The organism is Mycobacterium barrassiae, from assembly GCF_025822765.1.
Lineage (GTDB): Bacteria > Actinomycetota > Actinomycetes > Mycobacteriales > Mycobacteriaceae > Mycobacterium > Mycobacterium barrassiae.
Window position 1 is genome coordinate 147886 of record NZ_JACKUK010000044.1, and the last position, 13968, is coordinate 161853.

17 protein-coding genes are annotated in these 13968 nt (G+C 67.2%); 8 read left to right on the forward strand and 9 right to left on the reverse strand.

From position 1 onward, the window contains the following. The first annotated feature begins 73 nt into the window (after positions 1–73). Complete coding sequence (locus tag H7J93_RS28190; RefSeq protein ID WP_267309570.1) at positions 74–568, forward strand: anthrone oxygenase family protein; 495 nt, start codon at positions 74–76, stop codon at positions 566–568. 6 nt (positions 569–574) lie between these two features. Here H7J93_RS28190 and H7J93_RS28195 read toward each other — a convergent pair whose 3' ends face one another. Both H7J93_RS28195 and H7J93_RS28200 read right to left on the reverse strand, forming a co-directional pair. Then, positions 575–1531, reverse strand: a complete 957-nt coding sequence (locus tag H7J93_RS28195) for a YncE family protein (protein WP_267309608.1) — start codon at positions 1529–1531, stop codon at positions 575–577. Positions 1532–1556: 25 nt separating this feature from the next. After that, complete coding sequence (locus H7J93_RS28200) at positions 1557–2441, reverse strand: RDD family protein (RefSeq protein WP_267309571.1); 885 nt, start codon at positions 2439–2441, stop codon at positions 1557–1559. A gap of 27 nt (positions 2442–2468) precedes the next feature. Between H7J93_RS28200 and H7J93_RS28205 the strand changes: the two genes are divergently transcribed. Next, positions 2469–3461: a stage II sporulation protein M gene (locus H7J93_RS28205; RefSeq protein ID WP_267309572.1), complete on the forward strand. Its 993-nt coding sequence runs from the start codon at positions 2469–2471 to the stop codon at positions 3459–3461. Here the strand turns inward: H7J93_RS28205 and H7J93_RS28210 are convergent. The 5 genes from H7J93_RS28210 to H7J93_RS28230 are packed head-to-tail and all read right to left on the reverse strand — an operon-like array spanning position 3458 to position 8774. Beyond that, positions 3458–4780 (reverse strand): DUF58 domain-containing protein, encoded by a 1323-nt coding sequence (locus H7J93_RS28210; RefSeq protein ID WP_267309573.1) that lies wholly within the window; start codon positions 4778–4780, stop codon positions 3458–3460. The genes H7J93_RS28205 and H7J93_RS28210 overlap by 4 nt on opposite strands. After that, the gene (locus H7J93_RS28215; RefSeq protein WP_267309574.1) at positions 4780–5763 is read right to left on the reverse strand and encodes an AAA family ATPase; all 984 of its coding nucleotides are present in this window, start codon (positions 5761–5763) and stop codon (positions 4780–4782) included. Before H7J93_RS28215 ends, H7J93_RS28210 begins: the two co-directional genes overlap by 1 nt. Then, complete coding sequence (locus tag H7J93_RS28220) at positions 5760–6899, reverse strand: DUF4350 domain-containing protein (RefSeq protein ID WP_267309575.1); 1140 nt, start codon at positions 6897–6899, stop codon at positions 5760–5762. The genes H7J93_RS28215 and H7J93_RS28220 overlap by 4 nt, the downstream gene beginning before the upstream one ends. After that, positions 6896–7549, reverse strand: coding sequence for a DUF4129 domain-containing protein (locus tag H7J93_RS28225; protein ID WP_267309576.1), 654 nt, complete (start codon positions 7547–7549; stop codon positions 6896–6898). The genes H7J93_RS28220 and H7J93_RS28225 overlap by 4 nt, the downstream gene beginning before the upstream one ends. 1 nt (position 7550) lies before the next feature. Next, positions 7551–8774: a glycerophosphoryl diester phosphodiesterase membrane domain-containing protein gene (locus tag H7J93_RS28230; RefSeq protein ID WP_267309577.1), complete on the reverse strand. Its 1224-nt coding sequence runs from the start codon at positions 8772–8774 to the stop codon at positions 7551–7553. An 85-nt stretch (positions 8775–8859) separates the two neighbouring features. On the opposite strand from H7J93_RS28230, the gene H7J93_RS28235 reads away from it, so the two are divergent. From H7J93_RS28235 to H7J93_RS28250, 4 genes are read left to right on the forward strand one after another with little or no spacing between them, the layout of a single operon-like run. Then, positions 8860–9537 (forward strand): SIMPL domain-containing protein, encoded by a 678-nt coding sequence (locus H7J93_RS28235; RefSeq protein ID WP_267309578.1) that lies wholly within the window; start codon positions 8860–8862, stop codon positions 9535–9537. Between the two features lie 9 nt (positions 9538–9546). Then, positions 9547–10020, forward strand: a complete 474-nt coding sequence (locus tag H7J93_RS28240) for a GatB/YqeY domain-containing protein (protein WP_267309579.1) — start codon at positions 9547–9549, stop codon at positions 10018–10020. Between the two features lie 36 nt (positions 10021–10056). Next, the gene (locus H7J93_RS28245; protein ID WP_267309580.1) at positions 10057–11043 is read left to right on the forward strand and encodes an LLM class F420-dependent oxidoreductase; all 987 of its coding nucleotides are present in this window, start codon (positions 10057–10059) and stop codon (positions 11041–11043) included. A gap of 10 nt (positions 11044–11053) precedes the next feature. Then, positions 11054–11212 carry a hypothetical protein gene (locus tag H7J93_RS28250; RefSeq protein WP_267309581.1) on the forward strand — a complete coding sequence of 53 codons (159 nt, stop codon included), beginning with the start codon at positions 11054–11056 and terminating at the stop codon, positions 11210–11212. A 3-nt stretch (positions 11213–11215) separates the two neighbouring features. Here H7J93_RS28250 and H7J93_RS28255 read toward each other — a convergent pair whose 3' ends face one another. Beyond that, positions 11216–11959 carry a phosphodiesterase gene (locus tag H7J93_RS28255; RefSeq protein ID WP_276022528.1) on the reverse strand — a complete coding sequence of 248 codons (744 nt, stop codon included), beginning with the start codon at positions 11957–11959 and terminating at the stop codon, positions 11216–11218. 53 nt (positions 11960–12012) lie between these two features. On the opposite strand from H7J93_RS28255, the gene H7J93_RS28260 reads away from it, so the two are divergent. Continuing rightward, positions 12013–12705 (forward strand): HemK2/MTQ2 family protein methyltransferase, encoded by a 693-nt coding sequence (locus H7J93_RS28260; protein WP_267309583.1) that lies wholly within the window; start codon positions 12013–12015, stop codon positions 12703–12705. After that, positions 12702–12920, forward strand: a complete 219-nt coding sequence (locus tag H7J93_RS28265; RefSeq protein WP_267309584.1) for a CDGSH iron-sulfur domain-containing protein — start codon at positions 12702–12704, stop codon at positions 12918–12920. The genes H7J93_RS28260 and H7J93_RS28265 overlap by 4 nt, the downstream gene beginning before the upstream one ends. Here H7J93_RS28265 and H7J93_RS28270 read toward each other — a convergent pair. After that, complete coding sequence (locus H7J93_RS28270; protein ID WP_267309585.1) at positions 12900–13919, reverse strand: iron-containing redox enzyme family protein; 1020 nt, start codon at positions 13917–13919, stop codon at positions 12900–12902. The genes H7J93_RS28265 and H7J93_RS28270 overlap by 21 nt on opposite strands. Positions 13920–13968: the final 49 nt, after the last annotated feature.

Consider the following 13968-nt stretch of genomic DNA (forward strand, 5'->3'; position numbering starts at 1 on the left):
CGCAGACGCATGCGTATGCGGTCAGGACGGCCGACGATGGACCGTCGATGTCGGTGGCGGTTGACTCCGAATCATGAACATCAGCCCCTTCGTGGTTCTCACCTCACTGGCCGCGCTGGCCGCGGCTGCCGCCGGCGGAATGATGTATGTCTTCTCGACATTCGTGATGCGGGGTCTGGACCGCACCGGTCCCGTCGAGGCGATCACGGCGATGCGCGGAATCAACGCCGTCGCGAATTCCAGTCCGGCATTCCTGCTGGCGTATTTCGGTGCGGCGGTCCTGGCGCTGGTCGTCGGCATCATGGCGGTGGTGCAGCTGGGGCAGCCGGGCAGCGGGTGGATCCTCGTGGGCGCGGTATTCGGAATCCTCGCGGCGATCATCACGATGGTGTTCAACGTGCCGCTCAACAACCACCTCGACTCCGTGGACCCGGCCGGAATCTCGGTTGCCGACGCGGCCCGGGAGTGGCAGGCGTACCTGTCCACGTGGACGGGGTGGAACCACGTTCGCGCCGCGACGAGCATCATCGCGGCGGCCTTGATGCTCGTCGGCCTCCGATACCGTTGAGGCCGACTACCTTTGGATCACCGAGACCGAGTTGTCCTGATAGTTGACGACCCAGGCGGTATGGGTGGACGGGTCGGCGGCGACGGTCTGCGGTCCTTCGCCCACATCGACGGTGTCGGTGACGGTCTGTGTCTGTGTGTCGATGACCGATACCGAGCCACTGCCGTTGTTGGTGACGTAGACGGTGTGCGAATCGGAGTCGACGGTCGCTGCGGTGGGTCGGTCACCCACGGCGATCGTCTCGACCACCGCGCCCTTGTCGAGGTCGACCACGGATACCGAATCATCGTCGGCGTTGGGCACGAACGCGGTATGGGTCGGCGGATCGATCGCCGCATCCCCTGGCCCCTTGCCGACGGGAATGGTCGCGACCACAGCGGATTTCGTGGGATCGACCACGGAGATCGATCCGCCGCCCCGGTTGGCCACATAGAGCAGGTGAGTTTCGGGATCGACGCCCATCTTGTCCGGAGAAGCGCCGACCGCGATCGTTGTGGTGACTTTCCGGGTCCTGGCATCGATCACCGAGACCGAATCATCTTGGGAGTTCGCGACATAGACGGTCTGGGTGTCGGAATCGACCTCGATGCCGTCGGGACCGTGGCCGACCTCTATCGTGCCGGCGATCGCGCCCGACGAGATGTCCACGACCGACACGGTGTTGCCACTCGTGACGTATGCGGTCTGAGTGCCCGGATCGACGGCGACGAATCCGGGTGACGGCGCGACTTTGATTGTGGAGATCCGGCTTTCGGCATCGAGGACATACAGCGAGTCGTCGCCGCTGCTGGTCACGTAGGCCCTGTTGGTGGTCTGATCCGACGCGACATCGGGCAACGGACCGGCGCCGACGTCGAATGTGGTCGCGACTCGGGGAGCGCCGAGGGGGCCTTCGCCCGATTCGCTTGCGCACGCGCTCAAGCCGAGAACAAGTACGCCCACCGCCAGCCCAACGCGGTCCACTACGGTCAAGGCTCCCCCTGGAGTGTCAGCTCGGCGGCGTAAATCCGCCGGGGTCGGGTGTGGGTGGCGGAAGCTGCTGTGGTGGCGGAACCTGCTGTGGCGGAGGCGGATACCCGGCGGGTTGGTTCACCGGCCACTGCGGCGCGACGGGGGCAGGCACGGGCTGCAGCCGCGCGAGTTCCCTGCGGTGACGTTCGGCCAGCACCGCGGCGAGTACGTATTGCGGGGGTGCACCGGGCGGCGGTGGCGGCGATATCTGGGCGACAATCTCGCCGGCGACCCGGTAGGCCATCTGGTCGCGGAGTTGTGGATCCAGTTGCGGTGCGCGGGAGAGGAATTGGCGGGCCAGCTCGGCCTGCTCGGGACGTAGTCCGGACAGCTGCAGAGTCGACGCCCACCACGCGAGCTGCGGTGGCATCGGCGGTGGTGGTGACAGTCGCGGCGCGCGCTCGCTGATGACCAACGTGCCTGCGAAGACGTCGCCGATCCGCTTTCCCTTCGAGGACACCAGGCTGCAGATGACCGCGGGCCCGCCGGTGAACATCCAGATCTCGATCACGCCGGCCAGCGCGCGAAACAACGCCTGACGAAAGCGTTCCGGGCCTCCGTCGTCGGAGACGACCCGTAGCCCCAGCGCCATCTTGCCCAACGAACGGCCGCGCGTGGCGGTCTCGAAGATCACCGGATACCCGACGATCGTCAGGACGGTGAAGATGATCACCACGGCCCCCGACAGCGCCGGATCGAACTGCGTGAGGGTGGCCGCCCACAGCACGATGCCCGCGATGTAGAGGATGAACACCACGGTGACGTCGATGATCGCCGACAGTGCGCGCACCGGAAGCTGGGCGATCTGGATATCCAGGACCACCGCGTCGCCGGTCACCACCGGTTCTTGCTGGCTGACCATTGGGCCAACGCTACTAGGATTCTCCAGGTGGATGTCGACGCGTTCGTGGTGGCGCATCGCCCGACGTGGGAACGGCTGGAGCAGCTGGTCAAGCGGCGCCGGAAGCTGACCGGCGCCGAGGTCGACGAGCTGGTCGATCTTTACCAGCGGGTGTCCACCCATCTGTCGATGGTGCGCAGCTCGTCCACCGACGCGGTCCTCATCGGACGACTGTCGGGTCTGGTGGCGCGGGCACGGTCGGTCGTGACGGGTGCGCACTCACCGCTGTGGAGCGAGTTCATCAGGTTCTGGACGGTGTCGTTCCCGGTGGTGGCGTACCGCGCGTGGCGTTGGTGGCTCGGGACGGCGATCGCGTTCTTCTTCGTCGCCGTGCTGATCGCCGTGTGGGTGGCGACCAACCAGGAAGTGCAGTCGGCCCTCAACACCCCAAGCGAGATCGAGCAATTGGTGAACCACGAGTTCGCCGAGTACTACAGCGAGAATCCCGCCGCATCGTTCGGCCTTCAGGTGTGGGTCAACAACTCCTGGGTGGCCGCACAATGCATCGCATTCGCCATCCTCGGCGGAATCCCCATCCCGTACATCCTCTTTCAGAACGCACTCAATCTCGGCGTCATTGCCGGCTTCATGTTCAACGCGGACAAGGCAGACGTCTTCCTCGGCCTACTCACACCGCACGGCCTCATCGAACTGACCGCGGTGTTTCTCGCCGCAGCGGTGGGCATGCGGGTCGGGTGGTCGGTGGTGTCGCCGGGCCACCGGCCCCGCACCCAGGTGCTCGCAGAGCAGGGCAGGGCCGTGGTCGCGGTGGCCGTCGGCCTGGTGGTGGTGCTGCTGGTGGCCGGATTGATCGAGTCGCTGGTGACGCCGTCGCCCCTGCCGACGTTCGTGCGCATCGCGATCGGCGTGGCTGCCGAGATCGCCTTCCTGACATACGTGATCTATTTCGGCCGCAGGGCCGCGGCCGCGGGTGAGACCGGCGATGTCAGCGACGCGCCGGATGTGGTGCCGACGCGTTAGAGCCGGCCGGTGGCCTTCATCGCGAGGTAGTGGTCCGCCAGGTCTGGCGCCAGTTCATCCGGCGGTGCGTCGACGACGTCGACGCCTGCGGCCCGCAGCCGCGATGCCATCGAGCGCCTGTCGTTGCGCGCACGTTCGGCCGCCGCCGCGTCGTAGACCTGCGCGGCGTCGGCGCGGCCCGCCGCCAGCGTCTGCACCCGAGGATCGGCGACGGCGGCAAGCAGCACCTGATGTTTGGCGGACAGTTGGGGCAGCACCGCCATCAGACCCTCGTCGAGTGCTGACGCGTTCAGGTCGGTGAGCAGCACCACCAGCGCGCGTCGGCGGACGCGACGCTGGATCGCGGCGACCATCGCCCTGGCGTCGGATTCGATCAGGGCCGGTTCCAGCGGCGCCATCGCGGTGACCAGCTGCGCGAGAAGTTCGGTGCGCGAGGCGTTGAACACGCCCGCGCGGGTGACGCGGTCGTGGGCGAGGAAGTCGACGTGGTCGCCCGCACGCGCCGCCAGCGCCGCCAACAGAAGCGCAGCGTCCATGGACCAGTCCAGCCGCGGCCACCCACCGGGGTCGTTGGCGGTGGGATCGACGCCGACGCGGCCTGCCGACGTGCGACCGGTGTCCAGGACGATCACCACCCGGCGGTCCCGCTCCGGTCGCCACGTCCGCACGACAACGTCGGCGCGACGGGCGGTGGCACGCCAGTCGATCGATCGGACGTCGTCGCCGATGACGTACTCGCGCAACGAATCGAACTCGGTGCCCTGACCGCGGATCAGGACCGGCGTATTGCCTTCCAGCTCACGAAGTCTGGCGAGTCGGGAGGGCAGGTGTTTGCGAGACAGGAACGGCGGCAGGATGCGGATCTCCCACGGCACCCGGTGTGAGCTCTGTCGTCCGGCCAGGCCCAACGGGCCGACCGACCGGGCCGTCACCAACGCCGACCTCTGGTCGCCCCTGCGTACCGGCCGCAGCCTGGTGACAAATTGAACCTGTTGTCCCGGCGCGATATTCACGGTGTGCATTCGGGGCTCGGCGCGTGCGCTCGGTGACCACGCGTCGCGGACCATACCGTGAAAGCGCCGCCGCCCGGGATTCGTCACCGCCAGCACAGCGTCGACGGACTGGCCCAGCCTGGCCGCGGTGTCGCCGGAGCGGGTAAAGACCAACTGGCGCGTGCTTGCGGCCAGGGCGACGTCGAGCGCCACCGCGGCGGCGAGCGCGCTCAGCAGAACCACGAATGCGATCGCCGGCCACGGCGAGAACGCGACCGGCAGCACCCCGAGGAGCGCCACCAGCCCGGCGCGGCCGGTGAGGATCACTAGCGTGGCACCGGCACGGCCGAGAGGATGCCGTCCAGCACTCCGTCGGGATTGGCGCCTTCGAGTTCGGCCTCCGGCCGCAGCTGGATTCGGTGTCGCAACGTGGGCCGCGCCATCGCCTTGACGTCGTCGGGGGTGACGTAGTTCCGGCCCGACAGCCAGGCCCAGCATCGGGCCGTGGCGAGCAGTGCGGTCGCTCCGCGCGGTGACACGCCGAGCTGCAGCGACGGGGAATGCCTTGTGGCACCGGCGATATCGACGATGTAACCGAGGACCTCATCGGCGACGAGCACCTGCTGCACGGCGGCGCGTCCTGCGGCCAGTTCGGCGGGCCCGGCGACGGGACGCACCGCGGACAGGTCGCGCGGGTCGAACCCGTGTGCGTGTCGATGAAGGACCGCGATCTCCTGGTCCCGCGGCGGCAGCGGAACGTTGAGCTTCAGCAGGAACCGGTCGAGCTGCGCTTCCGGTAGCTGATAGGTGCCCTCGTATTCGATCGGGTTCTGCGTCGCGGCGACGATGAACGGGTCAGGCAGCTTGCGCGCCTCACCCTCGACGCTCACCTGCCGTTCCTCCATGGCCTCCAGCAGCGCGGCCTGGGTTTTGGGCGGTGTCCGGTTGATCTCGTCGGCCAGCAGCAGATTGGTGAACACCGGCCCGGAGCGGAACTCGAATTCGGCTGTGCGGGCGTCGTAGACGAGCGAACCGGTGACGTCGCCGGGCATCAGATCGGGGGTGAACTGGACCCGTTTGAAATCCAGTTGCAGCGCGGCGGCGAGGGTGCGCACCAACAGCGTCTTGGCGACACCCGGCACGCCCTCCAGCAGCACGTGGCCGCGGCACAGCAGTGCGATCACCAGCCCGCTGACCACCGCGTCCTGACCGACGACCGCCTTGCCGATCTCGGTGCGCAGCGACAGCAGCGCTTGTCGTGCCGAATCGCCCGGCGCCGTGGCACTTTGACCTGGGTATGGCTGCGTCACGATTGTGCGACCTGCCTTTCGATGTTGTCGAGTTCACGAGCGAGGTTGACCAAATCGTCGTCGCTTTGCGGCGGTGGGCCGAACAGCGTGTGCGCCAACGTCTCTGGGCTGGTACCAGCGCGCTGCGCGATCGCAGATACGATCGCCGGCGGTGCGGCGTTGTTGGCGAGGCCGAGGCGCGGCAACATCCGCTGAAGCGCGGCGGTGCGCAACGCGTCCGCGGCGCGGTCCCGGGCTCGGCGCGAACGGTACAGCCTGCCGCGGCCTTCGACGGTCTCCGATGCGCGCACCACGACCGGCATTCGTTCTGCGACAAGGGGACCGAGGCGCCTGCCCTTCCACAGCGCGACGAGCGCGATGGCCACACACAGCTGGAAGATGATCCATTTCACCGCAGGAGGAATCAGATCGCCGATCTCGACGCCGGAGTCGGAATAGCCTTCGCGCTGCTGCGGCGCGTACCAGATCACTCGCGGGTGAGTGCCCGCAAGGTTCAAGGCCAATGCGGCGTTGCCCGCCGCCAGGAGTCCGCCGTTCGTCATGAAGTCGGAGCTGCCGACGACCGTGATCGTGCGCCCGTCGTCGGAGTACCGAACCAGCGCTCCGCCATAGCAGCTGGTGATCGGAAAATCGTCGGCGGACATGAACTTGTCGCTCATGCCCAACTGAACGTCGCCGGCCCGGATGGCCTCCCGCAGGTCGCAGCCGGGGTCGGCACCGCCGAAGGGCACCGCTCCGGCGAGACGAACGCGAGGTGCCAGCGCCTCACGCGTCGCCGATGTCGGTGACACCAGGAGGCGGTCGCCGGGCAGGTCGGTCAGCCTGTGTAACACGTCTTCGTCGAGCAGCTGGAACGTCTGCAGCACCGCGATGAGTGTGTCCGGCCGAGCGGCACGTTCGGCGGTGGCGATGTCCGGTGCCTCGATGACCTCGACGCCGCCCTCGCGGAGCAGGGTCACCAGGGCGCGGGCGCCGTCCGGAGAGGTGGACGTCGGATCCATGGGGCCGCCGGGCCGAGGCGCGGTGAGATAGGTGCTCAGGGCGGCGATGCCGACGACGACGACGAGCGCCAACAGCACCCATCGCACCACGCTCCACCGTTGCCGCAACGGGGTGCCGACAGCCGTATCGGTCATCGCACCTCCGCCCAACCGGCAGGTGACGCGGTGGCTGCGGTGGCATCCGCCGTTGCCTGCGTCCGGAAGCGCAGGTGATCGTCGAGGTCGGCGATCATCCGGTAGGCGGACTCCGTCCCCGGCCTCTCGCCATACGTCACGTCGTTGAAAGCGGTTGCCGCCTGGGTCAGTTCGGCGGAAAGGGCCGGCAGTGCCTTTCCGGCGTCGCGTGCGAGTTCGGTGGCCGTGCGGCCGGGGACGGCGTCGAGCACGCCGGTGTCCTCCAGCTGGCGAGCGACGGCTCGCAGCCGGTGCCGGATGGCCGCGGCCCAATTGCCCACGGCGGCAAGTTGTTCGGCGGTGGCCCGGTGCTCGTCGGCGCTGAGGTCGTTGTCGCCGAACAGTGCGTACGTGGTGCCCCGATTGGTCCGCATCGTGCGCCGCGCTATCCGAATCGCGACGACGACCGCGACCACGAGCAGGATCAGCAGGATCGAGAGCGTGAACCAGCCGCCGGGAAATGTCGAGCCCGCGCTGGCCAGCCGGTACACCAGCTCGTTGATCCACTCGACGAGACGTTCGGTCAGGGAAGGCTTGGGGTAGATGGGTTTCTGCAGTTCGCGTTGCGCGGCTTCGTGAGCGGCATCGCTGTCGATGTCTATCGTCGGCACGTCAGGCTTGGCGGGTCAGCCACAGATGGTCAGTGGAGTCGGACGGTGAGGCGGGACCGTATGCGGCACCGGTCTGCAGCACGAGATCGAATGCCTCGGAACGGATCCGGCGGTCGGTATAGAGCAGGACGGCGACACCTGCGCTGAACGGGGCGGTGATGATCTGCGCGATGACACCGCCCACCGACAGCAGGACGAATGCCAACAACGTCATCGCCGTGGACGAGGCCGCCATCAGCAGGAGCTGACCGCTCAGGCTGAACGGCATCGTCACCGCGCCTGCGACGAACTGAACCGCGATCGTCGCGAGAAGCAGGATGCCGAAGACCCGCCAGAAGTCGTTCTTCACCAACCGGAACGAGCGGGCGATCGCGGCGAAGACGCCGAGGCGCTCCAGCACGATGAGCGGAGGTGCGAAAGCCAGGTTCACCCACACGTAGATGAGCCCGGCCACCAGGGCCAGACCCAGCGGGAGCCCGACGATGACGGCAGCGGTGCCGTTGACCGCGGCTCCGATGGCGAAGACGAGGCCGACCACCACGACGATCGCGACGGCGATACCAAGACCCTCGAGAACGGCCAGGCCGATCAGTGCCCAGATCCGCCCTTTGAGCCGTTGCCACGCTTCACCGATGGTGATGCCTGCGCCGAACACGGATCGTCCGACGACGACGGTGAGCATCCCGCTCAGCAGGATCGCGGTGAACCAGGTCGCCACGCCGCCGGCGATGCTCGACAGCGACGAGCCGATCAGGGCGCCGGTCGACACCTCTTCCCCGGAGAACGACTGGGCGAGCGCTCCGGTCGCTGCGAGCGGGCCGACCGAGAGCACCAGCGCCAGGAGCTGCGTCGCGACGACGACGATGGTGGTGAAGCCCAGCGTCGCTTTCGGGTTGGCGCGTATGTAGGCGACCGCGCCGTTGAAGATGTCCGACAGAGTCAGCGGTCGCAGCGGGATGACGCCGGGCTTGAGCGCGGGCGGCATCGGCGGTGGGCCGTATCCGTAGCCGGGCGGCGGGTATCCCGGCGGGGGCCCGTAGCCCGGTGGCGGAGGATAGCCGGGCGGTGGTCCGTAACCAGGGGGTGGTCCGTAACCGGGCGGTGGTCCGTAACCAGGGGGCGGATAGCCGGGCGGAAGTGTGTACCCCGGCGGTGCATAGCCAGGTGGCGGATAGCCCGGGGGCGGCGGCCCGGCCATACCGGGTTTGCCGGCCTCGGTGCTCATGGCCACCATCCTGTCGATCATGATGAGAATTGACAACGTTCTCGCACCACCCTGCCAGCCGCGACATCCCCGTTACGGTGGCGGTATGTCGACCGAGATCACAGTGCGCGGTTCGTTCTCCGCGTTTCGTCCCGCCGAACGCGGCACCGTCCACGCGAGCGTCTCCTATGAGGGTCCGGGGATGGAGGCGGTCTACGCCGCTGTGGCCAGTGACTTGGCGGTGCTGAAGGACTCGATCGCCGCCCTCAAGGAACAGGGCGCTGTGACCTGGTGGTCGGCGGATCAACTGCGCACCTGGTCGAACCGGCCGTGGAACGACAAAGGCAAGCAGCTTCCGCTGGTGCACCACGCGGCCGTCGGCGTCGAGGTGAAGTTTCGGGACTTCGCCGCGCTCTCGGAGTGGGTCGGTCAACGAATCGCCGACATGGAAGGTTTTCGGGTGTCGCAGGTCAGGTGGGCGCTGACCGATGAGCAACGGAAGTCGCTGCTCGCCGAGGTGCGCACCCGCGCGGTTCAGGATGCGGTGACCCGAGCACAGCAGTACGCCGATGCGCTCGGCCTCGGCACGGTCGCTCCGGTAGCCATCGCCGACGCGGGGATGCTGAACACCCGCCCGGAGGCCGGAGCCCAGGGCGAGCACATGCGGCTGATGGCGGCGCCTGCCGCGGCCCCGGTCGCTGAATTCGTGCCCGAGCACATCGAGGTGTCGGCGACGGTCGACGGGCGATTCATCGCGGGTCCGACAGCAGGCGGTGCGGCGTAGGTTTGCGGCATGCCTGAAAAGCCAGAACTCAAGGATCGGCTGCGCGCAGACCTCACCGCGGCGATGAAGTCGCAGGACAAGCTGCGGACGGCAACGCTGCGGATGCTGCTCGCAGCGATCCAGACCGAGGAAGTGGCAGGCAAGGGTCAGCGAGAGCTGTCCGACGCCGACGTGATCAAAGTGCTGTCCAGGGAAGCCAGAAAGCGGGCGGAGGCGGCGGAGATCTACACGCAGAACGGCCGCGGTGAGCTGGCCGCCAACGAGCACGCCGAGGCACGCGTCATCGATGAATACCTGCCCGCCCCGCTGAGCGAGGCCGAAGTCGCCGATGTGGTCGACACCGCGATCGCCCAGGTGGCCGAGGAAATCGGCGAGCGGCCGGGCATGAAGCAGATGGGGCAGGTGATGAAGGTCGCCACCGCGATCGCCGCAGGTAAGGCCGACGGAGCCCGGCTGTCTGCGGCCGTCAAAGCCAGGCTGTAGCCGTTTCGGCAACTGGTACCCGGGTACCCGAGCGCCATGACGCGTTTCGGCTACACCCTCATGACCGAGCAGAGCGGTCCTAAAGAACTTGTCCGTTATGCCGTTTCGGCGGAGCACGTGGGTTTCGACTTCGAAGTCTCGTCCGATCACTACTTTCCCTGGCTGTCGTCACAAGGGCACGCCCCGTACGCGTGGTCGGTGCTCGGGGCGGTCGCGCACGCGACCGAACATGTCGAGCTGCTCACCTACGTCACCTGCCCGACGATGCGCTATCACCCTGCGGTCGTGGCGCAGAAGGCCGCCACCATGCAGATCCTCGCGGACGGCCGCTTCACTCTGGGGCTGGGCAGCGGCGAGAACCTGAACGAGCACGTCGTCGGCAAGAGATGGCCGACGGTGGCCCGACGCCAGGAGATGTTGCGCGAGGCCATCCAGATCATCCGCGAGTTGTTCACCGGCGAACTGGTCGACTGGAAGGGCGAGCATTTCGAAGTCGACTCCGCCCGCCTCTGGGACCTTCCGGAGACGCCGGTCGCCATCGCCACCGCGGTTTCGGGTGAGCGGTCGGTGGAGACGTTCGCACCGCTGTCGGACCATTTGATCGCCGTGGAGCCGAACAAGGATCTCGTCGACGCATGGCACGACGCCAGGCGTGCGACGGGGCTACCGGGTGAGGTCCGAGTCATCGGTCAGATCCCCATCTGCTGGGATCCCGACCGCGATGCCGCCGTCGCCAGGGCACATGACCAGTTCCGCTGGTTCGCAGGGGGCTGGGCGGTCAACGCCGATCTGCCCACGACAGCCGGTTTCGACGGTGCGACACAGTTCGTGCGGTCCGAGGACGTTGCCGAATCCATCCCGTGCGGACCGGATCTCGACGCGATCGTCGATGCGGTGCGCGAGTACTGGGAGGCCGGATTCACCGACATCGCCCTCGTGCAGGTCGGCGACGAGGGCCAGGATCTGTTCCTCAAAGAAGCGGCGGGACCACTGTTGGAAAAGCTGAGAAGCGAATCGCACTGAAAGGCGAATCATGCCCAAAGGCAAGGGAATTTACGACGACGAGCCGAACAAGGACTCGGACAAGAAGGGTGGCCGGCCCGGCCCGACCGACCAAGGCAAGGAAGGCGGTATGGCGACTCGGGAGAACGCGCCGGACGTCGCCGAGACCGGGAGCGAACCCACGGCCTGACCGCTACTGCGCGTCACGTCCTTCCCGGCTGCGCCGGTAGGCGGCACGTCGAAAATCGGCAAGCCAGCGGGGGACCAGTTGCACGTCGCAATCACTGTGCAGTGCAGGGTCGAACGCGATGTCGTCGCGGCTGGGATCGACGTGCCGTAGCGTCAGCCGGGCCAGCGGACGGAACTCGCCGCGTCCTGGTGCCTGCTCGATGTCGAATTGGATTCCTCGGGAATCGATTTCAGTCTCAATGGTGTCGAGCGCGAGGCCGTCGGCGCCGATGTCGGACGAGAGCCGTGCCCGCACCCACCACACGCGGCCGCGGTATCGCAACGGCATCAGGCTGGAAAGCGTGGCACCGCACCATGATGTGGCCGGCGCAAGGATGACGCGGCTACCACCGAAGGTGGATGCCAGCAGTACATCCCAGGGTCCGCATGAGCTCAGATCCTGCGGCGGCGGGATGCGGAACGCCAACCCTAGGACGTCGGGCCCACCGCCGGGCACTCCGACGCCCTTGGACACCCGCGCGATGACGTCGCAAGACCTCATCGGCAGACCGTCGCTGTCGACTGCGGTGCGTTCCAGAACACCGTTTGCGAGCACGCCGGCGGGATGGAAGAGGCGACTGCCGCGCACCGCGGCGCCGAGCCTCACGGGCAACGCTGTTACATCGGAAACCTGCACAGATCCGGAGTGCCCAATACGAACGCGCCGTAAAACCGCGTGCGGGAGTTTAACCAGCCGAATACGGGGCATTAATCCACGGCACTGCTGCGAAGTGGCAGCAGCACTTGTCGAAAGGTCTATGTGTGACAACCGCTTACACCGACGCAGATAATGTGATCGCGTCGGCGGGCGTCTACGCCCCGCAGGAAGACACCCAATTCCTCGTCGATGTGATTGAGAAGACCGGGCTGGCCGTCGGCCGCCGGGTCGCAGATTTGTGCACCGGTAGTGGTGCGGTCGCGATCGCCGCGGCGGAGCAGGGAGCGTTACAGGTCACGGCATTCGACGTGTGTCCGCGCTCCGTCCGGTGTGCGCGAATGAACGCCTTGCGCGCTGGCGTTGACTTGGATGTTCGCCTCGGCTCGTGGGCCCGCGCTGCGGAGTTCGGCCCGTTCGACCTCATTGTCAGTAATCCGCCCTATGTCCCGCACGATCCCGACGCCGGATGTGCCCCGCTGTCGGCGGACGTTGGACCGGCGCGGGCATGGGATGCGGGCCGTGACGGCCGTCTCGTCCTGGATCCGATGTGCGCCGAGGTACCTGATCTACTGGCTCCCGGTGGCACCTTTCTAGTGGTGCACTCCGAATTCGCGGTCCCGCGTCAGACGCTGGCTGCGTTGGCCGAGGCCGGTCTGGACGCGGAAATCGTGGCATACCAATGGATTCCGTTCGGCCCCGTGTTGACGTCGCGAGCAGGGTGGCTGGAGGAGACCGGCAGGCTCGAGCCTGGCCGACGCGAGGAAGAACTCGTGGTGATCAGGGCGGAGAGGCCATGACCGATACGCAGATGCGCACCGTGCGGATCGTCCCCGCCGGGCCTTTGATGGTGGAAGGCCCGGTGCGCATCGAAATGCCCGACGGCAGCACCGTGGAATCCGACCGGTTCATGGTCGCCATCTGCACGTGTCGTCGCAGCAAGGACTATCCGATGTGCGACACCAGCCACCGCTGCCGTCCGCGCAGCAAGTCGTCAGCTCAGCGGGCGACGTAACGACGAGCGGTCCGCCGTCCAGCACTCCATCAGACGATCCGCCAAGCGCTCCTCGACGAGGTCGCGCGCCCTGATTCCGAACACGACGTCCGCCTCCAGATGCGGTTCGCGGGCGACGAGCTCGCCGACGACGTCGGTGCGCACCACTTGTTCGTGCACGGCATCCGCCACGACGTGCTCCGCGTAGAACGTCACACACGGGTCGGGGGCGTTCATCCGGCGCAGCGCGTCCACCAGCCTCCGTGAGCCAGGCGAGGACGTGATCTCCGTCGACGCGAAATGACCGATCGCTGCACCGCGCAGCTCGCGGTGCAGCCCGAACAACGACATCAGGTTGACCGACGCCAACGCCTCGGCCGGAACGTAGTCGAGATAGCCCAGGTAGGAGGCATCCAAACCGGCGGCGTCCATCAGCTCGGCGTACAAGTGCTGGTGGACCTGATCGCTGCGCCCGCCGCCGAACTCGTCGAACTCGACCGCAACGAATGCCGCCTTCGCCGGCCCGTTGAGGCGGGGAATCGCCCACGCGTGCGGGTCACCTTCCTTGAGGTGATAGAGCGAGCGGTGCACGAAGTACTCCTGCATCTGTTCCCAGGAGCCGTGATCGCGCAGGAAGTAGGAGGGACCTGTCCCGTCTGCGGGCTCGCGCGAGATGGCGTCCATTTCCGCTTCTGCGGTGTCATCTGGGGTGATGTCGCCGAGGTCGCGCTGCACGGCAGCCAGGAACGTGTCCTCGAGGCGTCCGCGCAAATGCAGGAGCGACGGATTCCATTCCCAGCGGGGATTGACCGAGGCAAATCCGCGGTAGTGCAACTCGTAGCAGACGTACAGCGCGAGTTGCAGGTCCAGTCCGTAGGGATCCGCCTCGGAGATGGGAACGTCGATAGGGCGCGAATGCAGGCCTGGCCGCTGACGCGCGAGGGTGTCCAGGATCATCGCTGACACGGGACCGACGGCGTGCGGCAGGGCGGGTTCGATCAAAGTCGACGGCAAAGTCACAGGTCATAAATGCCCGACCTGATAGCGCGTCAAACTAGTCAGCGAGAAT